This window comes from Halioxenophilus aromaticivorans (genome assembly GCF_042850945.1).
Taxonomy (GTDB): Bacteria; Pseudomonadota; Gammaproteobacteria; order Pseudomonadales; family Cellvibrionaceae; genus Halioxenophilus; species Halioxenophilus aromaticivorans.
Genome location: NZ_AP031496.1, coordinates 1,937,263 through 1,960,752 on the forward strand (window position 1 = coordinate 1,937,263; position 23,490 = coordinate 1,960,752).

The window sequence follows — 23,490 nt, forward strand, 5'->3', positions numbered from 1 at the left end:
TTGCCGTTAATTTTCTGATATAACGCGAGACTAAATTTACCTGCTCTTGTCATGATAACCAAAGCGTCTTGATTTACGGCGTCTAGAAATTCGCCGTCTGGGATAGGCGATTAATGACTGAATCGGAAGTGTAAGATTTACACGGCAAGAGGGAAAACATGGTAGCGTTAATTCACGAAGTTAATATTCACGCCTCTGCGCAGGCGTGCTTTCAAGCGGTCACGGATCTTTCGCTGTTGCGTCAATGGCATCTCGGTAAAGTTGATGGCAGCGTGCAATTAGGGGAAGAGCTGGTACTTTTGCCTAAGCCTCACTTGCAATTTATTTTAAAAACCACGGAATACACAATCAATCAGCGGCTGGTGCAAACGTTGGTTTCCGGTGCTGGCCATCAATCTGTAATCACCGAACTGACTCCCTTGGCAGATGGTCGCACGCGCGTGCGTTTAACTCACGATGGCTGGGAAGAAAACGATCCGAATATAGCCCAATGCAATATGCAGTGGGGTGCGGCATTGCATCGGCTCAGTCTTTTTCTTGAGACGTCGGACAGTGAGGTTGCATCATGAGTGACAAGGTCGTTGCTTCCAAACAACAAAACCAAGATTACGTAGTGCGGCAAGCCGGTGAAGATCACCCGTTGCAGTGGCAATCTCCCCCCATTAACGATTTACGCTCCGCCTTGGCCTATTTAGAAAACTTCGATGACACAGAGGTTTACACCACCGATTATCCCACCGACCCCATTGCAGAGCTGGCCGGGGTTTATCGCCGCATAGGAGCCGGTGCCACCGTGCAGCCGCCTCGGCAGCAGGGACCGGCGATGTTATTTACCAATTTAAAAGGCTACGACCAAAGCCGAGTGTTGGTCGGTTTGCTTGCGTCACGGCGCCGGGTAAGCCGATTGTTAGGTGCGCCAGAGCGAGAGCTGGGCAAACAAATGGGTCAGGCTAGGCGAGTGGTGACACCGCCCAAAGAGGTCGACCACGCACCGGTGCAAGAAGTAATCCACCGCGCTGATGATCCAGAATTTGATCTGCGTAAAATCTTGCCGGCTCCCACCAACACCATAGAGGACGCCGGTCCCTATTTTTGCATGGGTTTGGTGCTTGGCTCAGACATAGACGACCCAAATAATGTCGATGTCACCATTCATCGCCTGTGCGTACAAAGCAAAGATGAGCTATCCATTTTCTTTGCCCCTGGCAGACACATTGATGCCTTTCGGCAAAAAGCAGAAAGCTTAAATAAACCGTTACCGGTGTCGGTTAATATGGGCTTAGACCCGGCTATTTATATCGGCGCAGAATTTGAAGCGCCAACCACGCCCTTTGGTTTTGATGAACTGTGTGTGGCCGGAGGGCTGCGCGGAGAGCCGGTTGAATTGGCGCGCTGTGTGAGCGTGAACCAACGTTGCATTGCGCGAGCGGAGATTGTGATTGAAGGCGAGATCTTACCCAGCGTTAGGGTGGCGGAAGATAAAAATTCTCACACCGGCAAGGCCATGCCCGAGTTCCCCGGTTACACCGGTGATGCTAACACGTCGCTACCGGTGATTAAAGTTAAAGCCATTACCACACGTACAAATCCCATTTTGCAAACCTTGGTGGGGCCGGGTGAAGAACATGTCTCTATGGCTGGTATTCCCACCGAGGCTTCTATCTGGAATCAGTGCGAAGATGCCTTGCCCGGCCTGGTGCAAAATGTGTATGCACACTCTGCTGGTGGCGGTAAGTTTTTGGCCGTTATTCAGGTGAAAAAAAGAAACGCCGCCGACGATGGCATGACCAAGCAAGCGGCGGTTCTCGCCCTGGCGGTGTATCGTGAATTAAAAAATGTGATCTTAGTGGATGAGGACGTCGACCTATTCGATACCGACGACGTGCTTTGGGCCATGCAAACCCGCTATGTGGGCGATTTGGATACGACCTTTGTGCCCGGTGTGACAGGCCACGTGTTAGACCCTTCTCAGCAGCCCGAGTACGACGGCCGTTTATCCTCCAAGGGCACCACCACCAAAACCATTTTTGATTGCACCGTGCCTTTTAAATTAAAACAACATTTTGTGCGGGCGCAGTTTAAACCGGTGGAGCCATGGCTATGGGCGCCAGATTTGTACACCGAGGAAAGAATAGCCCGCGAAAAAGCCATACTGGCTGGTACCGGGCAAATCAATAATGACGATAAATAGACCGGCTAAAACACCGTATTTTAGCCGGCGAATTCTTCCACCAAAAAATTAATAAAGAGCCGCACCTTTTGCGACATATGCCGGTTGCTTGGGTACACCGCCCAAGTACCGGTATCGGTGGGGTAGAAATCTTCCAGTGCGGTCACCAAACGGCCGTCGTCAATAAACGGCTGCAAATAAAACGAGGGCAGTTGCACCAATCCCAAGCCCGCTAAAGCAGCGTGTACAAGAGCCCGGCCATTGTTGCTGCGCCAGTTGCCGCTCATACGGATATCGATATGCCGGCTATTTTCTCTAAAGCGCCAAGTATCCAGGGTGCCAAGCAGGCAGTTGTGATTGCGCAAGGCGTGGGGGTCTTTGGGTACCGTGTGTTTGGCGAAGTATTCTGGGCTTGCGCAAATTAACAGCTTGCGCGCGGCAATGCGCCGAGCAATTAAAGAAGAGTCTTTCAACGCCCCAGCTCTAATAGCGATGTCGTAGCCCTCAGCCACCATATCCACCAGCCGATTACTAAAATCCAAGTCCACCTGAACTTGAGGGTAGCGGGCCATAAACTTAATGGCCGCCGGCGCGATATAGTCTTCGCCAAATTGGCCGGCCGCGCTGACTTTTAACAGGCCGCGAGCCTCGTGCTGTTGCTCAATGATGGCTTGCTCGGCCTCGTGCAGGGAGGCGAGGAGGTCACGGCAGGTGGGATAAAAACTCTGGCCCACGTCGGTGAGGGTCACCTGGCGGGTGGTGCGGTTTAGCAGTAGGGCATCCAGATGGTTTTCCAAAATCGCAATTTGCCGGCTAACGTGGGATTTAGACACCTTAAGTTGCTCCGCAGCCTTGGAAAAACTGCTCTGGTCTACCACCGCAACAAACGTTTCTATGGCTTCAAGATGCTTCATAGTCGTTTCCTAACTGTTCCCTGAATGCAACAAACTGCCTTTGGTGTTGGATATTGTGCCAACTGGCGTCAATATCAGCAATTGATACTCAAAAAACCACTGTTTCTATACTGCAACAGTGTTATGAAATATAGGCCATTAAAAGTCAGAGCAGAAACGAATAATCTTTCGCTTATTGAGTGTGGGGTAGGCGCAGGCCGGCTCCGGGCGAGTTATTAGATCTAATATTAGGAGCAGCAATGAAAACACGAGCAGCGGTGGCGTTCGAAGCGGGCAAACCCTTACAGGTTGCCGACGTGGATTTGTCCGGGCCAAGAGAAGGCGAAGTACTGGTGGAGATCAAAGCCACCGGCGTATGCCACACGGATGCCTTTACCCTATCTGGCGATGACCCCGAAGGCGCCTTTCCGGCCATTTTAGGGCATGAGGGCGCCGGCGTTGTGGTGGATGTAGGCCCAGGCGTCAAAAGCGTTAAACCCGGTGACCATGTTATTCCGCTTTACACACCAGAGTGCCGCGAGTGTGACTACTGTTTGCACCCCAAAACCAACCTGTGCCAATCCATTCGTTCCACCCAAGGGCAAGGGGTTATGCCCGATGGCACCAGCCGCTTTACCTTAGACGGCAAACCCATTTTGCACTACATGGGCTGTTCTACCTTCTCTAACTACACGGTGCTACCGGAAATCGCCCTGGCCAAGGTCCGAGAAGACGCCCCGTTCGATAAAATATGCTACATCGGCTGTGGCGTAACCACCGGTATTGGTGCGGTTGCTTTCACCATGAAAGTTGAGCCAGGCTCTACCGTTGCTGTGTTCGGTTTAGGCGGAATCGGCCTAAACGTGATTCAAGGGGCAAAAATGGTGGGCGCCAGCCGCATTATTGGTATCGACCTCAACCCAAGCAAAGTTGCCCTGGCCAAACAGTTCGGTATGACCGACTTTGTGAACCCCAAGGAAGTGGAAAATGTGGTGGACCACATCATCCAACTAACCGGCGGCGGCGTGGACTACAGCTTTGAGTGCATTGGTAACGTCAATGTTATGCGCCAGGCGCTGGAGTGCGCCCACAAGGGTTGGGGCCAAAGCTGCATTGTTGGTGTGGCTGGCGCAGGCCAGGAAATCAGCACCCGTCCATTCCAGCTGGTGACCGGCCGTAGCTGGAAAGGCACCGCCTTTGGTGGCGCCCGGGGCCGTACCGATGTACCCAAAATCGTCGATTGGTATATGGAAGGGCGCATTAATATCGACGACCTAATTACCCACACCATGCCGTTGGATGACATCAACAAAGCATTCGATTTAATGCACTCAGGTGAGAGCATTCGCTCAGTGGTGCTGTACGACTAAATCTCGTTGCCTTGGCCGCCGCAGTGTGTGCGGCCTTTTTTAATTCAGAGCCCCGCCCTTAATTGAAAGCACCGCCTTTAATTCAAGGCACCGCCGACACAATAACAAAACACACCCGGAAAGGGGTTTAGGGGAAAGGGGCTTAGGGGAAAAGGCGCACAGGGAATGGCAGCGGATGGCCATTAGTGGTTGTGAGATGGCTCGATTACCGTTTCTCGTAGTTGCAATGAAATGAGTAGTGGCAATTAATAGAGACATTAAAACGTGGTTGAATTAAAAAGCGGCCAAATGTACTTCTCGCCCAAAACCCGCGTTTTTGGTGGGGTAGCAGACTACAATGCCAATAGGCAAAGACCACAGGCAAATACCGTAGTATGATGGCTTGGTCGTTAAGGGGGAGTGAGGCATGTATACCAATATTAAACAAATCGATAGCCACAAGTGTTTCGACGGCGAGCAATTACGCTTTGAGCACGCGTCCAGTACGCTTAATTGCACCATGAATTTCTCAGTGTTTTTGCCAGCCCAGGCAAAAAATTCTTCCGTACCGGTATTGCTTTGGTTATCAGGGTTAACCTGCACCGATGAGAATTTTGTGACCAAAGCCGGTGCACAACAATATGCCGCCGATTACGGTGTGGCTATTGTTACGCCGGACACCAGTCCTCGGGGGGAAGGCGTGCCAGACGACGACAACGGCGCCTACGACTTTGGCTTGGGTGCCGGTTTTTACGTTAACGCCACGCAAAAGCCTTGGTCTGAACATTACAAAATGTACGATTACATCGTGTCTGAGCTGCCCAGTGTGGTGGGCTCAGAATTGCCAATCGACTTTAACCGCTGTGCCATTTTAGGCCATTCCATGGGTGGCCACGGCGCCCTGACCATTGCCTTGAAAAACCCTGGCATGTTCCGCTCGGTATCGGCGTTTTCGCCCATTTGTGCGCCCAGCCAATGCGCCTGGGGGGAAAAGGCCTTGGGCTTGTATTTGGGTGCAGATAAAGAAGCCTGGGCAGAATACGACGCGGTAGAATTACTAGGCAAAGGCAAGCCCAAAGAGAAATTGCCGGTGCTGGTAGACCAAGGCGATGCCGATAACTTTTTAGCAGACCAACTGAAAACACAACTGCTGATTAACGCTGCTGCCAATGCCGACTACCCCATGAGTGTTCGCATGCAAGCTGGCTACGACCACAGTTACTTTTTTGTCGCCTCGTTTATTGGCGAGCATATTAAATTTCACGCCAAGCATTTGCTGTAAAAAGCATTACTGCCAAAGGTGCCGGTGGATTCTTGCTGGCGCCTTCGATAATTTCCTTTCTGTTTTTACTTTGTTGGTTTTTCTTCCTAGGTTAACGTATTGAGTGGCCTTTTTCGTGGTCCAGCAACCACTGCTTTGCCGTTAATCCCCCGGCGTAGCCGGTTAGGCTGCCATTTTTACCCACCACTCGGTGGCAGGGCACAATGATGGCAATTTTATTGGCGCCGTTGGCCGCGCCAACCGCCTGAAACGCACGGGGCTTATTAATGGCTTGGCAAATATCGCCGTAACTTACGGTTTTGCCTGCGGGCAATTTCTGTAACGCCTGCCACACCGTTTGCTGAAATTCCGTGCCTGGTTGTTTCAGCGGCAAATCAAACTGCTGGCGAGTTCCGGCAAAATATTCCTGCAGTTGTTGGCACGCCTGCTCAAATACATCGGCCTGCCTCTGGCTGTTTTGTTTTAGCGCTAAAAAATCTTTGTGTTGCGTTAAATACACGCCGTTAATGTGTTCACCATCGCCGGTAATTAAAACCTCACCCAAGGGGCTGGCGAGAGTGGTGTGGTAGCGATTAAACAGATTGGTCATGGGCTATTTTCCACAAATATAAACAGGCGTAGCTGCGCCAGGGGCGCCACGGTTGAGACAATGCTTCGGCTTGTTTGGCCGTTCGGGTAATGGCATCGGCGCCGGCCAGGGCCTTGCGTAACACAATGTCTTCCTTGGGGAAGGCATCCGGCCACGCCAGGGCGCGCAGGGCAACGTAGTTTGCCGTCCACGGGCCAATGCCCTTAATGGCTTGTAATTGGTTTATCACCGCCTCGGCGTCGGCTCCGGGGGCCAATACCAGTTGGCCAGAACACACCTGCTGGGCAATGGCGATAATAGCCTCGGCGCGGCGGGCAATAATGCCCAGTGAAGCGATATCGTCCACGTGGGCGTGGGCAATCACATGGGCGCTAACCGGCAGGCGGGTGAGCTCCGGTTGAATACCTTGGTAGGGTTGGCAGAAGCGGTCGCAAAACCGGCGAGACAGAGTAGCAGCGGCTTTTACCGTAATTTGCTGGCCCAAAACAGCCCGCACGGCCAGCTCAAAGCCGGCAAAACTGCCCGGTACCCGCAGGCCTAAACCCTTATCGCTAAAATTACCGGGGATTTTACCGGCCATTAAATTCTCGGCGATCAATTGCGGCTGGGCTTGGGTGTCGAACACCTGCTTGGCCTGGTCTATTACCGTGGCAATAACCGGGTGTAACCCGGCGCTAACGGCCAGCGCCAATTGGTGCTTGGCTTCGTTATGGGTAACCTTAATTTCACCGTGCACGGTGCTGCCATCGCGGTTAACCAGCGCAAGGCTGCGGGCAAAACTGTGGTCGGTAATATGTTCTACGCCGTAGATTTGGCGGCTGGCTAAAAACGCCAGTAATTCCTGCCAGCGATAGGGCGGCCGATAATTAAGCGTTAGCCGCAACCAATCTTTTTGCTCGGGGTTTTGGGCCTTGGTTTTACGCAGGCCCGTGGGGGTAAGTTGGTAGCGTTGTTTAAACACATCGTTAAAGCGCCGCACACTGCTAAAGCCGGCGGCAAAGGCAACGTCGGTTACGCTCATTTCCGTGTCGGTTAACAGCCGTTTTGCTAGCAGTAAGTTCTGCGTGCGTTGCCACTGCTTTGGAGTAACGCCAAAGGCTTGCTTGCTGTTACGGCGCTGCTGGCGCTCCCCCAGGGTTTGATCTTCCGGCTCTACAAATGGCGAGTTTGGCGCAACGCCAGAAACCCCAGGTGCCAGCTCCGGCCGGCACAGCAAGCAGGGCCGAAAATCCGCCAGCTCTGCCTCCGCCGCCGTGTTAAAAAACACGCAATTCTCCCGCTTGGGTTTGCGCGCCCGGCACACCGGCCGGCAATACACGCCGGTGGAAGTCACGCCCGTAAAAAACACCCCATCATAGCGCCGATCACGGGCGTAAAAGGCCTTAAGCAAGTGTTCTGGTATTGGCTGAGGTATTTTCATGCAGCCATTGTAACGCTGTGCAGAGGCTAATGCTGGCTGTTTTTGGACATCTAATCTGGGGCCAAGATTAAATCCAATAGAGCAAATTGGTGTTCAACCGTAAAGCTTCGAGTATTAAGTCCTTTAGGCGAAAGTGATCACTGCGTCACAAGATTTGTATCAGGTATTCAAAAATACCAGCCAAGAATTGCGCGGTGCAATTACTGAGGTTAATTTGCTTCGCTACTTGCCAAACGGTTTACGTTAAAAGGATTTACTACTATGAGCATAGCCCCGGAAGACGTCCTATTTTTTATCGCCGACCACGATTCAACCTTACTGGATACGCTTTACACGGTGTACGAACACCCATCGCGAGCCACCGAAGCGCATTTCCGCCGTGTGAACAGTCATCTAGTAAATGACACCATCCTCACTGGCCAAATGGTCATAATCACCCCCGAAGACCCTATGCAATGTACCATTTGGGAGCAGGAAATGGCCGCGGCGGCGAGAGAAGTTGACGCTGAGCGAGAAAGGCTCACGGATAAAGAGCGGCAGCTGTTGGCGAAGCACTACGCCATTATCGGTAATGCTGCCAGCTACTCGGGTACTATGTACGGATGGACCAGCACCTACTTCGACCAAAAGAAACGCCACGTGGAGCGTATCTTAAAACGCATAGAAGAGCTTTATCGTACGACCTACGATAAAACCGGTAGTTTGAAAGGTGAGCAATTTTTTGCTCAACGACGAAGTTTATTGCTGCAAGTGGATACCACCATCAATGGAATGTTGGAACGGAAATTATTTGGCCAGGATATCCATGCTAATAGGATAAAGTCACAATTGGGGTTGAGCAGTAAGTCCATTGTGCATCAATGGAATGCACTGGGTGGCTCTGGCGAGATCAAAAATTTTTCTAGTAACTATCGTCACCTCACAAATACCGCTAGAACATTTGGCCGAGTGGGGCATTTGGCCATAGCTTTGGATGTGGGTTCCAGTGTTGCGGCTATTGCGGAGGCTTGTAGTCTAGAACCTGATAGTGAGTTCTGTGCAAGAACAAAATACGAGCAAGCCGGACGGGCCATCGGGAGTATAGGGATCGGTTCGGTCGGTGGAAAGATAGGTGCCTATGGTGTTTGTAATCTAGTTTTCGGGTTGGAATCATTCGGGACTAGCCTGTTATGGTGTACGATTGTCTCAGGAGTTGCGGGTGGCTACGTAGGCAGTTCAGCTGGGAGTGTCGTCGGTGAAAAGTTGGGCTCGACTTTGTACAGTAAAAGGCATGTTTTAAAGTGAGCGATTATTTCTATCGAGAGGCCGTTTTTTATTTTTCGCTTATTACTGTTGCGCTAGGGGGGCTAGAGTTTTTACACACCATCTATTTTCAGGTGAGATATCAAAAAAAAGTGGATGTGCTTATTAATGGCGACAATTATATCGACGGTGGTTGGATTTTTAATGCATCCAGAATGATGATGTATGCTCATTATTGCTTGTTCCCTAAACGCGCTGAGCGTGCTGGCGTAGAGAAAGCTATCCACCAAATACCTGTGGCCATTAAATGGCATTTAATTGTTCACTGGGTGGCGGTGATTTTAGTGTGCTTTTTAGCGGCGATTGCATACCTATGTGTGCGTTCTATAGGTGGGTTTTAATGCTCGATAGAGGCTTAAAGTTTGCGGGCGTGTGAGACTGTGTTTGTGGAAGATGGTATTCGCCTTATGGTGCACTTTAGCCGCCGGTGTGGCAGGAGGCTGTCATGGCAGTAAGTCAGTTGGAGTGTGCCTCCAAGATGTTGGAGGTTTTTGTTAAAAACACCATGCCGTAAAATGACAATGAATGGTTATACAGGCTTATTTTTATAGGGGATGTGATGTAATGTCGTTTATATATTATTTGGCTATTTCATCGGCTGTAATAATCGGAATCAACCTCGTTAGTTTCCTGTTTGATTCTTTTTCTGTGTTCACACTAATCGGCAGCTCCTTGGCTACGCTACTAGCTGCGCTTTTCGTTTATAAGATACAGAGTATTGGTAAGCAGTAAGCAGTAAGCAGTGTGGACGGTATTAGCGTTTATTAAGGTGGCAGTATATCGTTGGCCTTATCTGTTTCAGTAAGGCTATACAGATTGGCGCTGGATTTGGCGTAAGTGCTCAACAAACCCCATCTAACGCTATTAATCCCTAACCCTATCCTCTCTTTCAAAATCAATGCACCAGAAGGAGTTAGCATGAGCAAATAAGAGCACTGGCAAGGGGTCATCGAGCAATGGAAGATGTCAGGCCTTACTCAAAAACAGTTGTGTACTGATCAGGATGTCAAAGTTGCCATTTAGAATTACTGGATTAAAAAATTCCGTACCGATAATTCCGTTTCCGTTGAGCCAGCTTTTTTATCCATCAGAAGCAGCTCAGGACCTGACTTTATTGAACTACGCTTTGGGCCAGCAACAATCCGGCTGACGATACAGTAGCCCCCTGAGGCTTTGCTAGTCTTGCAGTGTAAAGGGCTGTTAAAAGAAGGGGAGTGTGTCGAGCGAATACAACAGTCGGATATGCTCGAGCCGGGCAGGTTCGGTGGTTTATTCTGGTGGGACTTTCTTAAAGCCATCCACCAGAAATCATCATGGCGCCTTTTTTAAGAGTCCCGGTTCACAGCAAACGGGCTCCACGCCTGTTGCACCGGCATAATTTCTAACTGGTTAATATTTAGGTGCGCCGGTAGCTGCGCCAAATACAACAAAGTATCGGCAACGTCGCCGGGTTGAATGGCCTCTACGCCTTGGTAGAGGTCGTCGTAGGCCTGCTGGTTGCCGCCGGTGCGTACCAGGGTAAATTCACTTTCCGACATGCCAGGGGCTAGGTTGGTCACTCTTACGCCGGTGCCGAGCAGATCGCAGCGTATGGCCTTGGAAAACTGCTCCACAAACGCTTTGGTGCCGCAGTACACATTGCCACCGGGGTAGGGGTAGGTGCCGGCCACCGAGCCCAGGTTGAGAATGCTGGCGCCGCGGCCGGTTTCTATCAATGCAGGCAGTAGGGCTTTAGTGATGGTGGTGAGGCCCTTGACGTTGGTGTCGATCATGGTGTGCCACTGGTCTAGGTCGCAGTCTTGCGCCGGGGCCGTGCCCAGGGCCAGGCCGGCGTTGTTGATCAGGCACTTCAGTGGCGCTAGGTTGGCGGGGAGCTTTGCCAGTTGGGCTTGGCATTGGGCTGTATCGCGTACGTCCAGCGCTAAGGTGGCGACCTGGGTGCTGGCGGCCAGCTGTTGTTCCAGTTCCGCCAGGCGCTCTTGTCGGCGGCCGATCAATAACAGCTGCCAGCCGGCCTGGGCAAACTTGATTGCCGTGGCGCGGCCAAAACCGGAAGTCGCCCCGGTGATACACACGGTTTGGGACATCGTTGTCTCCTTAGGGAATGCGGTTGTAAGGCAAAGTTGCCAGACGGGGTTTCCAAAAATGATGCTTCGCTTATTTACCCTACTTAGACTAACATAATGCGGGCTAGGGGTTTTTATTGAAAATCCTAAGGCGCGCCGCTATAATGCGCGCCTTTAAAAGTGCGGGCTCCCTTGGAACCGGTGGCTGATTACAGCTTGGTCCAACAGTAACGCATCGGCTTAATTTTGTAGGTCTCATTACACAAGGCTTTCACTGCTATGTTTCAGTTTTGATTCGATTTATGGCTAGGCTGCGTAGGGCGGTTGCCGGGCGTTTCACGCTCTTTGGCGCCAGCTGCACACGCAGATGTCAGCTGAGTTACAGGCTTTGGCGGTAACCCAGTCGCAGTGAAACCGAGTAAAAGGCCCCTGTTAGGGGCTTTTTCGTATCTGCAATTTAGCCGAAGTTAGGGTGTCTGTTTAAAAGTGGGCTATTAGGCCCATTTTTTATTTGTAGCGATCACTGCCATCGCCAACGTATTGGAGCTGTATACATACCGATGTCTGGCCGAATAGATCAATTGCACGATTTGGTTCAACCCTCTGTGGAAGCCATGGGGTGCGATCTCTGGGGTGTTGAATACCTGTCCCAGGGGCGGCGCAGTATGCTGCGCATTTTTATCGAGTCAGATAAAGGCATCACCGTAGAGGATTGTGAGCGTGTTAGCCGCCAAGTGAGTGGCGTGCTGGATGTTGAAGACCCAATCGCCGGTGAATACACCCTTGAAGTAAGCTCCCCAGGTGCGGATAGGTTGTTGTTTACACTGGATCAGTACCAGCGTTTTATCGGTGAGCAGGTTAGTGTTCGCTTGCGCGCGCCGTTTGATGGGCGGCGCAATTTTAAGGGCCTGTTGAAGGCCGTAGAGGATCAGGATGTCGTGGTGGAAATCGATGCTGAAGAGTATCTGTTGCCCATCGACTCAATTGAAAAAGCCAATATTGTTCCCCAATTCTAGGGGTGGAGTAACGAGGCCCACATGAGTAAAGAAATTCTTGCGGTGGCGGAAGCCGTATCTAACGAAAAAGGTGTGGATCAAGGCCTAATCTTTGAGGCTATTGAGATCGCGTTAGCAACCGCCACTAAAAAACGCTACGACGAGGATTCCACTATTGAGGTCAATATCGACCGAAAAAGTGGTAATTACGAGACGTTTCGTGTTTGGGAAGTTGTAGACGACGACACCCTAGCCGAACTGGGCACTCAATTCACCATCGAAGAAGCCCACGAAAAAGACACCAGTCTAAAGGCTGGCGATGTTTTCCGGGAGCAGGTTGAGAACATTGGTTTTGGCCGTATCGCCGCGCAAACCGCCAAGCAAGTGATTGTACAAAAAGTAAGAGAAGCCGAGCGCGCCCAGGTGGTGGATGAATACCGTGATCGTGTTGGCGAGCTTATCAACGGCAGCGTTAAGAAAGTCACCCGCGACAATATCATTGTTGATTTGGGCAACAACGCCGAAGGCTTGATGCCACGCGATCAACTGGTAGGCCGAGAAATTTTCCGTGTGGGCGATCGTGTGCGTGCCATCCTGTTGGAAATTCGCACCGAAAACCGTGGTCCGCAGCTGTTGCTTAGCCGCTCTTGCCCCGCCATGTTGATTGAGCTGTTCCGCATTGAAGTACCGGAAATCTCAGAAGAAGTTATCGAGTTACGCAGCGCCGCCCGCGACCCAGGCTCACGCGCGAAAATTGCAGTTACCACCAACGATGGTCGTATCGACCCAGTAGGTGCCTGTGTGGGCATGCGTGGTTCTCGTGTGCAGGCGGTATCCAACGAATTGGGTAACGAGCGCGTTGATATTGTGTTGTGGGACGACAACCCTGCGCAATTCGTGATCAACGCCATGGCGCCAGCAGAGATTGAGTCCATCGTTGTGGATGAAGACTCCCACTCCATGGATGTGGCAGTACAAGAAGATAATCTCGCCATGGCCATTGGCCGCGGCGGGCAAAACGTACGTTTGGCTTCCGAGCTTACCGGCTGGGAAATCAACGTTATGAGCCTGGAAGATTGGCAAGAAAAGCAGCAGGCAGAAACTGGCAGCTACATGGAAACTTTCATGGAAGCGCTGGATGTGGATGAAGACATCGCCGAAGTATTGGTGGAAGAGGGCTTTACCACATTGGAAGAGATCGCCTACGTTCCTTTGGACGAGCTGGTCAACATCGAAGGTTTTGATGAAGACATCGCTGAAGAGCTACGCGCTCGTTCCAAGGACGCGTTATTAACCCAAGCCTTGGCCTCGGAAGAGCAGCTCGATAAAACCGAGCCTGCGCAAGACCTGCTCGACATGGAAGGCATGGACAAACAATTGGCCTACCAGTTGGCCAGCCGCGGTGTAGCCACGATGGATGATTTGGCAGAACTATCGGTAGATGAACTGCTGGATATCGACGGTATGGACGAAGACCGTGCCGGTGCGTTGATCATGAAAGCTCGCGAGCCTTGGTTCGCCGACAGTGATAGCGCAGAGAACTAATTAGTTTAGGAGTGATAATGGCTGAAGTAACGGTAAGTGAACTCGCTAAATCTGTCGGTGCCTCGGTAGAAAGATTGCTGAGCCAGATGAAAGACGCGGGTCTCAGCCACGACAGTGCTGAGGCGCTGGTGACCGATGATGAGAAACAAACTCTGCTCTCGCATTTGAAGAGCAGCCACGGCGAAGCCGCTGAAGCGCCGCGCAAAATTACGTTAAAGCGTAAAACGACGACCACGTTGAAAACGGGTAACCGCAAAACGGTTAACGTTGAAGTACGTAAAAAGCGCACCTACGTGAAGCGTAATGTGGAACTGCCAGCGGATGAAGAGCTGGAAGTGGGCGTAGACGAGATAGAAGAGGCGCCTGTAGCGGAGTCTCTGGAGCCAGAGCTGGCACCAGAGCCCACGCCAGAAGTCGCCGAGCAGCCTGAACCACAACCCGAGCCAGAACCTGAGCCCGAACCTGAGCCCGAGCCTGTTGCTGAAGCTGAGCCAGTGCCGGCGGACACGCCAGCTGAGCCCGAAACGCCTAAAGTTGAGGAGCAGCGATCCTTCACCTTAGACGACTTCGAAGAGCGTCGACTGGCCGCTGCTCGTCAGCGCAAAGAAGACGATGAACGCGCTGCGGTTGAGCTGGAAGAAAAGAAACGCGCTTTGGAAAGTCAGAAGCAAAAGGCTGCTGAAAACAAAGCCACACCGGAAGACAAAAAAGCCGGTGACAACAAAATTATCAAGAAACGTCATCTGGCCCCAGTAGAGACGGTGGACGATGACGAAGATGGCCCGTCTAAGCACGTTAAAAAAGCGGGCAAATCTGCGCCTAAGCCGAAAGGTCTTGGGCCGAAGAAAACCAACAAGAAAGCGTTGTTGGATTACGTTGAGGAGGATGATGACGGCACGGTCACTAACCGTCGTTCAAGACCCGCCCTCCGTTCCAAAAACAAACACGGCTTTAAAAAGCCAACGAGTAAAATTGTGCATGAAGTTGAGCTAGGCGAAACCATCGTTGTATCGGATCTCGCCCAGAAGATGTCGATCAAGGCCACCGAAGTCATTAAGCATTTGATGAAAATGGGCACTATGGTCACTGTTAATCAAGCCATCGATCGTGAAACAGCTGAGTTAATCGTAGAAGAGATGGGCCACAAGGCGGTTCATGTTAGCGATACTCAATTGGAAGACGAATTGGTGGATGCCTCTAACGACGCCGAGGGTGAAAGCGTTACCCGAGCACCAGTGGTTACCGTTATGGGCCACGTTGATCACGGTAAAACCTCGCTGTTGGATTACATTCGTAAGTCCAAGGTGGCCTCTGGTGAGGCTGGTGGTATTACCCAGCATATTGGCGCTTATCGAGTTAAAACTAGCCAGGGCGAGATTGCCTTCTTGGATACCCCAGGGCACGCCGCGTTTACCGCCATGCGAGCACGTGGAGCCCAGTGCACCGATGTGGTTATTCTGGTTGTGGCCGCCGACGATGGCGTAATGCCACAAACCCGAGAGGCGGTAGAACACGCCCGAGCTGCGGGTGTGCCTCTGGTGGTTGCGGTCAACAAAATCGATAAAGACCAAGCTGACCCTGATCGCGTACGCAACGAGCTAACCGCGCTGGAAGTTATCCCAGAAGAGTGGGGTGGTGACACTCAGTTTGTGAATGTTTCTGCTCACACCGGAGAAGGCGTTGACGAGCTGCTGGAATCCGTTAGTTTGCAGGCCGAGCTACTAGAGCTGAAAGCCAAAGTGGGCGTGCCAGCCAACGGTGTGGTCATTGAATCACGCATGGACAAAGGCCGTGGTGTGGTTGCCACTGTGTTGGTGCAAAACGGTGAGTTGAAGCGTGGTGATATTTTGCTGGCCGGTCAAGCTTTTGGCCGTGTTCGCGCCATGACCGACGAATTTGGTAAAAATGTTAAGCAGGCGGGTCCTTCATCGCCGGTTGAAATCCTCGGTTTGGATTCCCCGCCGGACGCCGGTGAAGACTTTATGGTTACAGCCGATGAGCGTAAAGCCCGTGAGGTTGCCTCTGCCCGTACCGACCGTGAACGCCAAGAGAAGATGCAGCGCCAGCAAGCGGCCAAATTGGAAAACATGTTTGCCAATATGGGCGGCAACGAGAAGAAAATCTTGCCGGTTATTTTAAAGGCCGATGTGCGTGGCTCCCTGGAGGCCATCTCTGCTGCTCTAATGGAAATCGGTAATGACGAGGTTGAAGTTAACGTCGTATCTTCGGGCATAGGTGGTATCACCGAAAACGATGTCAACCTAGCGGTGACTTCTGGTGCCGTAGTATTGGGCTTTAACGTGCGTGCTTCTGCCGCTACTCGCGGCCTAGCTGAGGAAGAGTCGGTAGAGATTCGTTACTACAGCATTATTTATCAATTACTCGACGAAGTTAAATCCGCCCTGGGCGGTATGTTAGCGCCAGAGCGTGTCGAAGAAATTGTGGGTATTGCCGATGTGCGCGAGGTGTTCCGTTCGCCCAAGTTTGGCCAGGTGGCTGGTTGTATGGTTACCGAAGGTACCGTGTACCGTTCCAAGCCTATCCGTGTTCTGCGTGACAATGTGGTAATTTACGAGGGCGAATTAGAGTCACTGCGTCGCTTTAAAGACGATGTTGGCGAAGTTCGTAATGGCGTGGAGTGTGGTATCGGCGTTAAAGATTACGACGTAAAAGTGGGCGACCAAATCGAAGTCTACGACATTAAAGAGGTGGCGCGGGAGCTGTAAGCACAGCTCTCATCGCCGACCCTACACATTCCCGCGCCAGCGGGAATGTTGTTTATAGCAGTTAGTTTTTTATTTATGGGTTCGGTTTTGCGCAAACCTGCGGCAAAACCCTGGCACCAGCGGGTAATTCAACATGGCCAAAGAATACAGCCGAGCCGAGCGTTTAGGCGATGAGCTACAACGGTTATTGGCGCTCACCATTCAAAACGAAGTGCGCGATCCGCGCGTTGGTATGGTGAATATCAACGAAGTTGTGGTATCGCGGGATTTGTCCTACGCCAAGGTCTATGTCACCTACGTCAACCGTGACACCGAAACCGAGCGAGCCGAAGCCACCACCGCACTCAATGGTGCCGCCGGCTTTTTGCGCAGCATAGTGGCCAAAAAGCTGGATATCCGCATGACACCAAAACTGCAGTTTATCTTTGATGAGACCAGTATGCGTGGCCAAGCGCTGTCCAATTTAATCAACAAAGCCGTGGCCAGTGACCGGGCTAACTCCGCCGACGACGACTCCTCAGAGTAGTTGGCTCCGAAAACCCTGGCCGCAGTTGTATTAGCATGGTGAATAAAAAGAAACCTCGTCGCCCGGTGCATGGCGTGTTGATATTGGATAAACCGCTGGGATTGTCCTCTAACCAAGCTTTGCAGGCCGCCAAACGCTGCTTCAACGCCGCCAAGGCTGGCCACACTGGCGCTCTAGATCCCCTTGCCAGCGGTGTGCTGCCGTTGTGTTTTGGTGAAGCCACCAAGTTTTCTCAATATTTGTTGGATTCCGACAAGCGTTACCTGGCGACCTTTCGCTTAGGGTTGGAAACCGCCAGCGGCGATCTTGATTCGGAAACCGTGCGCGAGTGTGACGCCAGTGCCATTACTGAGGCGCAAATCCACGCCGCAGTGGCCAAGTTTCAGGGTGATATAGAGCAGGTGCCGCCCATGTTTTCGGCGCTCAAGCATCAGGGGCAGCCGTTGTATAAATTGGCTCGCAGTGGTGTGGAGATTGAGCGCAAGCCGCGCCCGGTAACACTGTACTTGTACAAGGTGTTGGCTATACGACTGGGTGAAAAGCCCGAGGTTGATGTCGATATTCACTGCTCCAAAGGCACCTATGTGCGCTCTTTAGCTATCGATTTAGGTTACGAGCTAGGCGTAGGTGGTACCGTTACCGCATTGCGTCGCACCCAGGCCGGACCCTACGATTTGTCGCAGATGGTAACCCTGGAGCAGCTGCAAGCCCTGTCCGAGCAACCCGAAGCCTTGGACCAACTGCTGGCAAGTGTGGATTCGCCACTGGTGGCATTGCCTGAAATAACCCTGCCGGAGTCCAGTGGCTACTACTTTTGCCTGGGGCAGGCTGTAATCGAGCAAAAAGTGTATCGATTTGCCGAAGAAGGTGATATGGTGCGCGTCTTTTCTGAAGCTGGCGACTTTTTGGGCGTTGGTTTAGTGCAGGCCGGTGGCCAGATAGCTCCAAAGCGGGTTGTCGCCACGGGTATGGCCAAAAATTAAGTTCTAGCTTAGTTTTATGGTCTAAAAGAATATGACCCTAGAGTCTGCTCCGTGCCGTGTAATCTCGGTGTGGCGGCAAGCTGGGTTATTAGGGGCGGGCTTACCGGCCCCTCGGACCTGTCTGTAAATATGCGCGGGCAGGCCTTAGCAGCCGTGCGTTGTGGTAGCGCTAGTCGCGATAACACAATGTGATTCGCATATTTCCTAAAATTCATGAGGATAGCAACATGGCACTAAGTGCTGTAGAAAAAGCGGAAATCGTTAAAGAACACGCCCGTGGCGAGAGTGATACCGGGTCCCCAGAAGTGCAAGTGGCGCTATTGACTGCCAACATTAATAAGTTGCAAGGTCATTTTTCCAGCCACAAGCAAGACCACCATTCTCGTCGTGGTTTGATCCGCATGGTAAACCAACGCCGAAAGCTTCTAGACTACCTAAAGTCTAAAGATGTCAGCCGCTACAGTGGGCTGATCCAAAAGCTGGGCCTGCGTCGTTAGTACCCCGTCAAAGTGCCCGCATAATGCGGGCACTTTGTTTTATTAAAGACCGTGGCTGTGGTCTAAGGCGACAACAGGCAAGGGTTTTCGACGTTCAATTGTGCGAGCAAGGTTAAACAATAAGAGTGGTAAATAGTATTCAAGTCTCTTTCTCATTGCCCGTATCGATTGTTCAATCGAACAATCTTCAAACCAGTGCCCCGCCTCATTGTCTCCAACTGCATCCACCCATAAACGCAATTGAAAGGATATTGTCGTGAATCCTGTAATAAAAACATTCCAATACGGCAATGACACCGTAACCATAGAAACCGGGCGAGTGGCTCGTCAGGCAACCGGTGCCGTAATCGTAACTATTGGTGATACTTCTGTACTGTGTACCGTTGTTGGCGCTAAAGAAGCAAAAGAAAACCAAGGCTTTTTCCCTCTGTCAGTACACTATCAAGAGAAATCCTACGCCGCTGGTAAAATCCCCGGTGGTTTCTTTAAGCGTGAAGGCCGCCCGAGTGAAAAAGAAACTCTGACCTCGCGCCTGATCGACCGTCCAATTCGCCCACTTTTCCCTAATGGCTTCTTAAACGAAGTACAAGTGGTGTGTACTGTGCTGTCTGCCAACAAAAACGTTGATCCGGATATGGCCGCCATGATCGGTACTTCGGCAGCTTTGGCCATTTCAGGCATCCCGTTCAGTGGTCCTATCGGTGCCGCTCGAGTGGGTTACACCGAAGCCGACGGCTACCTGTTAAACCCAACCTACGAAACCATTGCCAACTCTGAGTTGGACATGGTTGTGGCTGGTACCAAAGACGCCGTATTGATGGTTGAGTCTGAAGCTAACGAGCTGCCAGAAGACATCATGTTAGGTGCAGTACTTTACGCTCACCAAGAGATGCAAGTGGTCATTGCCGCGGTTGAAGAGCTGGTACGTGATGCTGGTAAGCCTCAGTGGGAGTGGACTGCGGCTCCTGTCAACGAAGCACTGAAATCCGCTGTGGCTGATGCCATGGGCGCAGGCGTTGCCGAAGCCTACCGCATCACTGATAAGCAAGCACGCTACACCCGTTTGGGTGAGTTGCGTTCTGAGGCCGTAGAAAAACTGGCCGCCGAAGGCAGCGAGTTTAGTGCTGACGATGTAAAAGGCGAGTTTGCCAAGCTTGAGAAAAACACCGTGCGTTCTTCCGTGGTTGCTGGCCAGCCGCGTATCGATGGCCGTGACAACAAAACCGTACGTCCTATCGCGGTTGAAGTTGGCGTACTGCCTAACGCTCACGGTTCTGCACTGTTTACCCGTGGCGAGACCCAGGCTCTGGTTGTAGCTACCTTGGGCTCTACCCGTGATGCGCAAATTATCGATGCTCTAGAAGGCGAGCGCCGTGACAACTTTATGCTGCACTACAACTTCCCTCCTTACTCGGTAGGTGAAGCTGGTCGTATGGGAGCTACTGGTCGTCGTGAAATTGGTCACGGTCGTTTGGCTCGTCGCGGTGTCGCTGCGGTGCTGCCAAGCGAAGAGGCTTTCCCATATACCATGCGTGTCGTGAGCGAGATTACCGAATCCAACGGTTCTAGCTCCATGGCTTCTGTGTGTGGTTCCAGTCTAGCGTTGATGGACGCCGGCGTGCCGTTGAAATCGCCAGTGGCCGGCATTGCCATGGGCTTGGTTAAAGAGCCTAACGGTTTTGCTGTACTGACTGACATATTGGGTGACGAAGATCATCTTGGTGACATGGACTTTAAAGTTGCTGGTACCTCACAAGGTGTTACCGCACTGCAAATGGACATCAAAATCGAAGGCATTACCGAAGAGATCATGGAGATCGCTTTGCAACAAGCCTTGGACGCCCGTTTGCACATCCTGGCTGAGATGAACAAAGTTATCGAAGTTTCTCGTGACTCTGTGTCGCAAAACGCTCCGCGTTTGGAGACCATCAAGGTTCACCCAGATAAGATCCGCGACATCATCGGTAAAGGCGGCGCTACCATTCGTTCCATCACCGAAGAGACTGGCGCGTCCATCGATATCGACGACGACGGTACCGTTAAAGTATATGGCCAAGGCGAATCTCTGCAGTTAGCCCTCGACCGCATTGCCGGCATTACCGCCGAAGCCGAAATTGGTGAAGTCTACGAAGGTAAAGTTGTTCGCATTGTTGATTTCGGTGCGTTCGTAAACTTCTTGCCAGGTAAAGACGGTTTGGTGCACATTTCTCAAATCGCACACGAGCGTGTGAACAATGTGTCTGACTACCTGAAAGAAGGCGAAATGATCAAAGTGAAGTGCATGGACATCGACAATCGTGGTCGTATTAAGCTGTCCATCAAAGAGCTGACTGAAAAGCCTTCAGAGCCAGAGGCCAAAGCGCCAGCTAACGGTGACGAAGACGAGTAATCTTCCTCGCTGCCAATAATCTACTTTCTATAACCGTAGATTACCAAAACCGCCTTGGGGTAACCCTGGGCGGTTTTTTTGTTTTTATTGTTTTCTTGGGGGGCAGATAAGCCGTCACATAATTGAGTGTAGGTTTTTGTCATACTTACGGCGGTATCGAATTGGGTCTGAGCTGATAGGAGGATACATTGAAAGGATTTCAGAATAGCCAAGGTGCGGGATGCAAAGCGTTAACGACATTAGCAGTACTGTTTACGTTTGCCAGCCCGCCATGTTTTGCCTGGGGTGGCACCGGCCACGCCGCCGTTTGCCAAATTGCTTGGTTGCAGTTGTCTGAGGCGACCCAGCAATGGCTACGGCCATTGTACCGAGCCAAGGGCTACGACAGTTTTGCCGAGTCCTGTAACTGGGCCGATCATATACAAAGCCAAGCCCGTTACGATTACCTAAAACCACTGCACTACGTCAATATGCCGCGCGGGGCGCGAAGCTACAATAAAAGCCTCGCCATTTGCGGGCAAAAATCGTGTATTACCCAAGCCATTGAGCATTATCAACAAAAGCTGGCTAAGGGCGAGGTGGGTAATCGCGCTGAGGCTGTGTTGCTGTTAGCGCACTTAATCGGCGATATTCACCAGCCGATGCATGTTAGCTATGCGCATGATTGGGGTGGTAATAAAAAAAGTGTGCGAGTACCCGGTGAGGACAAAGCGCAAAACTTACATTGGTTGTGGGATGTTTGGTTGGTGCGGCAGATGGGAATCCAATCCACCCCTAAGGCTGCCAGTAAGTTGTTGCAAAACGTCAGCCAGCGGCAGCGCCGGCAATGGTTAAGTGATGACGACGTGCATCAATGGGCCAGTGAATCCTATCGCTACACCTTAAAAGTCTACCAAGAATATTCTCCCAAACGCAGCTATGGCCGAGCCTATGTGCTGCGCCATGGGCCTTTTGTAACCCGGCGTATTCAGCAGGCGGGAGTGCGTTTGGCCCAGCGTTTGGAGCAAATGCGCGATTAAACCGGGCTTGCTATTGACCCCAGGAGCGGCATCCCTTTGAATAACTAAAACATCACAATAATTACAACAGCACTATGACCACAGATCAATTGCTTCAGCATCAGTACGACACCATCATAGTTGGCGCCGGTAGCGCCGGCTGCGTTTTGGCTAACCGATTATCCGCCGATGGCAGCCGCAAGGTGTTATTGCTGGAGGCCGGTGGCAACGACCGTTGGCTGTGGTTTCATATCCCGGTGGGGTACTTGTTTGCTATGGGTAATCCACGCGCCGATTGGTGTTATCAGTTAAAACCGCAACCGGGTTTGAATGGCCGCGTTTTGCCCTATCCAAGAGGCAAGGTGCTAGGCGGGTGCAGCGCTATTAACGGTATGATCTACATGCGAGGCCAGCAGTGGGATTACGACAATTGGCGACTGCCAGGTTGGGATTGGCAAAGTGTGCTGCCTCGTTTTAAGCAATCTGAAAACTATTTCAATGGTAGCGATAATTTTCACAGCGATAAAGGCGAGTTGCGGGTAGAGCAGCAGCGTTTGCGTTGGGATATCTTGGATGCTTGGCAGAAAGCGTGTAACGAATACGGCATTCAATCCAATGACGATTTTAATACCGGTGATAATGCCGGCGTGGGGTTATTTCACGTTAACCAAAAAAAGGGCATACGTTATTCTGCCAAGCGAGCATTTTTAAACCCAGCTTTGGCTCGGCCAAACCTCACCGTAGCCACTGGAGTGCTGGTGGACAAATTAACGCTGCAAGGCGACCAAGTTACCGGCTTGGAGGTCATTCACCAGGGGCGTCGCCATGTATTAAAGGCCGGTTTGGAAGTGGTGTTGTCCGCCGGTGCGGTAGCCTCGCCATGCATTCTGCAGCGCTCTGGCATCGGCGACCCCCAAACCCTGGCCAAGGCCGGGGTCGATTGTGTTCATCGGCTTGATGGCGTTGGGGCTAACTTGCAAGATCACCTGCAGATCCGTGTGCAATTTAAGGTGCAGAACACTAAGACACTTAACTGCCTTAACAAGAGCTGGTTGGGCAAGGCCAAAATGGGGCTGCAATACGCAATTAATCAATCTGGGCCGCTGTCCATGGCACCGAGCCAGTTGGGCGCCTTCTTCAAAAGTGACAGCAGCCAGCCTTCGGCGGATTTGGAGTACCACGTGCAACCCATGAGTGCCGAAAAATTGGGTTTAAACCTGCACCCATTTCCCGGTTTAACCGCCAGTGTGTGCAATCTGCGCCCCAGCAGCCGTGGCCGGGTTGATATTCAATCCAGTGATCCCGCGGCGGCACCCATCATTGACCCCAACTATCTGAGTACCGAAAGCGACCGCCAGATTGCCGCTCGGTCCATTGAGATCACCCGGGAAATATCGGCCCAGCCTTGTGTCAGTCGGTTTAACCCGCAGGAAATCAAACCCGGCCCACAGATAAGCTCTGCCAGTGAGTTGGCCAAGGCGGCAGGGGATATTGCAACCACCATTTTCCACCCCACGTCGACGTGCAAAATGGGGCTAGATTCGGACGCGCAAGCGGTGACTTCGCCACAACTGGCTGTGCGCGGGTTGCGCAATCTTCACATTGCCGATGCCTCGGTGATGCCTTCTATTGTTAGCGGTAATACCCACGCGCCAACGGTGATGATCGCCGAAACTCTGGCCGCCACACTTCTCTCCCAATAGGCTCGTGCACTGGGGCCTTCTCGCCGCTGCGCTCAGACAATGGGCGCAGGAATCAGC

General features: G+C 51.9%; 19 protein-coding genes and 1 pseudogene. 16 read left to right on the forward strand and 4 right to left on the reverse strand.

Annotated elements, in window-relative coordinates; all coding sequences use genetic code 11:
• Positions 1–158: 158 nt before the first annotated feature.
• Both ACGHM3_RS08390 and ACGHM3_RS08395 read left to right on the forward strand, forming a co-directional pair.
• Positions 159–569, forward strand: coding sequence for an SRPBCC domain-containing protein (locus ACGHM3_RS08390; RefSeq protein WP_345418159.1), 411 nt, complete (start codon positions 159–161; stop codon positions 567–569).
• A complete protein-coding gene (locus ACGHM3_RS08395; RefSeq protein ID WP_345418162.1) occupies positions 566–2,191 on the forward strand; it encodes a UbiD family decarboxylase in 1,626 nt (541 codons plus the stop codon). The genes ACGHM3_RS08390 and ACGHM3_RS08395 overlap by 4 nt, the downstream gene beginning before the upstream one ends.
• A gap of 20 nt (positions 2,192–2,211) precedes the next feature.
• On the opposite strand, the gene ACGHM3_RS08400 is transcribed toward ACGHM3_RS08395, so the two are convergent.
• Positions 2,212–3,084, reverse strand: coding sequence for a LysR substrate-binding domain-containing protein (locus ACGHM3_RS08400; protein WP_345418165.1), 873 nt, complete (start codon positions 3,082–3,084; stop codon positions 2,212–2,214).
• Positions 3,085–3,323: 239 nt separating this feature from the next.
• Between ACGHM3_RS08400 and ACGHM3_RS08405 the strand changes: the two genes are divergently transcribed.
• Both ACGHM3_RS08405 and fghA read left to right on the forward strand, forming a co-directional pair.
• Positions 3,324–4,433 carry an S-(hydroxymethyl)glutathione dehydrogenase/class III alcohol dehydrogenase gene (locus ACGHM3_RS08405; RefSeq protein ID WP_345418168.1) on the forward strand — a complete coding sequence of 370 codons (1,110 nt, stop codon included), beginning with the start codon at positions 3,324–3,326 and terminating at the stop codon, positions 4,431–4,433.
• A gap of 406 nt (positions 4,434–4,839) precedes the next feature.
• Positions 4,840–5,694, forward strand: a complete 855-nt coding sequence (gene fghA / locus ACGHM3_RS08410) for an S-formylglutathione hydrolase (RefSeq protein WP_345418171.1) — start codon at positions 4,840–4,842, stop codon at positions 5,692–5,694.
• A 91-nt stretch (positions 5,695–5,785) separates the two neighbouring features.
• Here fghA and ACGHM3_RS08415 read toward each other — a convergent pair whose 3' ends face one another.
• Together ACGHM3_RS08415 and ACGHM3_RS08420 are read right to left on the reverse strand one after the other, a co-directional pair.
• Positions 5,786–6,283 (reverse strand): methylated-DNA--[protein]-cysteine S-methyltransferase, encoded by a 498-nt coding sequence (locus tag ACGHM3_RS08415; RefSeq protein ID WP_345418173.1) that lies wholly within the window; start codon positions 6,281–6,283, stop codon positions 5,786–5,788.
• The gene (locus tag ACGHM3_RS08420) at positions 6,267–7,703 is read right to left on the reverse strand and encodes an Ada metal-binding domain-containing protein (protein ID WP_345418176.1); all 1,437 of its coding nucleotides are present in this window, start codon (positions 7,701–7,703) and stop codon (positions 6,267–6,269) included. Before ACGHM3_RS08420 ends, ACGHM3_RS08415 begins: the two co-directional genes overlap by 17 nt.
• Before the next feature lie 261 nt (positions 7,704–7,964).
• On the opposite strand from ACGHM3_RS08420, the gene ACGHM3_RS08425 reads away from it, so the two are divergent.
• From ACGHM3_RS08425 to ACGHM3_RS08435, 3 genes and pseudogenes are all read left to right on the forward strand, one after another.
• Positions 7,965–8,987, forward strand: a complete 1,023-nt coding sequence (locus tag ACGHM3_RS08425) for a hypothetical protein (RefSeq protein ID WP_345418179.1) — start codon at positions 7,965–7,967, stop codon at positions 8,985–8,987.
• Positions 8,984–9,346, forward strand: coding sequence for a hypothetical protein (locus tag ACGHM3_RS08430; protein ID WP_345418182.1), 363 nt, complete (start codon positions 8,984–8,986; stop codon positions 9,344–9,346). Before ACGHM3_RS08425 ends, ACGHM3_RS08430 begins: the two co-directional genes overlap by 4 nt.
• Before the next feature lie 601 nt (positions 9,347–9,947).
• A pseudogene (locus ACGHM3_RS08435) lies at positions 9,948–10,028 on the forward strand (hypothetical protein); the annotation flags it as partial.
• A 302-nt stretch (positions 10,029–10,330) separates the two neighbouring features.
• Here the strand turns inward: ACGHM3_RS08435 and ACGHM3_RS08440 are convergent.
• A complete protein-coding gene (locus ACGHM3_RS08440) occupies positions 10,331–11,092 on the reverse strand; it encodes an SDR family NAD(P)-dependent oxidoreductase (protein ID WP_345418185.1) in 762 nt (253 codons plus the stop codon).
• A 539-nt stretch (positions 11,093–11,631) separates the two neighbouring features.
• On the opposite strand from ACGHM3_RS08440, the gene rimP reads away from it, so the two are divergent.
• The 9 genes from rimP (at position 11,632) to ACGHM3_RS08485 (ending at position 23,433) form a co-directional block, all read left to right on the forward strand.
• Positions 11,632–12,087, forward strand: a complete 456-nt coding sequence (gene rimP, locus ACGHM3_RS08445; RefSeq protein ID WP_345418188.1) for a ribosome maturation factor RimP — start codon at positions 11,632–11,634, stop codon at positions 12,085–12,087.
• A 21-nt stretch (positions 12,088–12,108) separates the two neighbouring features.
• Positions 12,109–13,611 (forward strand): transcription termination factor NusA, encoded by a 1,503-nt coding sequence (nusA, locus tag ACGHM3_RS08450; protein ID WP_345418191.1) that lies wholly within the window; start codon positions 12,109–12,111, stop codon positions 13,609–13,611.
• 17 nt (positions 13,612–13,628) lie between these two features.
• Complete coding sequence (infB, locus tag ACGHM3_RS08455; RefSeq protein WP_345418194.1) at positions 13,629–16,337, forward strand: translation initiation factor IF-2; 2,709 nt, start codon at positions 13,629–13,631, stop codon at positions 16,335–16,337.
• A gap of 133 nt (positions 16,338–16,470) precedes the next feature.
• Entirely contained in the window at positions 16,471–16,863 is a 393-nt protein-coding gene (rbfA, locus tag ACGHM3_RS08460; RefSeq protein WP_345418197.1) for a 30S ribosome-binding factor RbfA, read from the forward strand.
• A gap of 35 nt (positions 16,864–16,898) precedes the next feature.
• On the forward strand, positions 16,899–17,846 hold the full coding sequence (gene truB / locus ACGHM3_RS08465) for a tRNA pseudouridine(55) synthase TruB (protein WP_345418200.1): 948 nt from the start codon (positions 16,899–16,901) through the stop codon (positions 17,844–17,846).
• Between the two features lie 227 nt (positions 17,847–18,073).
• Positions 18,074–18,343, forward strand: coding sequence for a 30S ribosomal protein S15 (rpsO, locus tag ACGHM3_RS08470; protein ID WP_345418203.1), 270 nt, complete (start codon positions 18,074–18,076; stop codon positions 18,341–18,343).
• A gap of 256 nt (positions 18,344–18,599) precedes the next feature.
• Positions 18,600–20,732, forward strand: coding sequence for a polyribonucleotide nucleotidyltransferase (gene pnp / locus ACGHM3_RS08475; protein WP_345418207.1), 2,133 nt, complete (start codon positions 18,600–18,602; stop codon positions 20,730–20,732).
• 188 nt (positions 20,733–20,920) lie between these two features.
• Positions 20,921–21,751: a S1/P1 nuclease gene (locus ACGHM3_RS08480; RefSeq protein ID WP_345418210.1), complete on the forward strand. Its 831-nt coding sequence runs from the start codon at positions 20,921–20,923 to the stop codon at positions 21,749–21,751.
• Between the two features lie 74 nt (positions 21,752–21,825).
• On the forward strand, positions 21,826–23,433 hold the full coding sequence (locus ACGHM3_RS08485; RefSeq protein WP_345418213.1) for a GMC family oxidoreductase N-terminal domain-containing protein: 1,608 nt from the start codon (positions 21,826–21,828) through the stop codon (positions 23,431–23,433).
• The last annotated feature ends 57 nt before the right edge of the window (positions 23,434–23,490 follow it).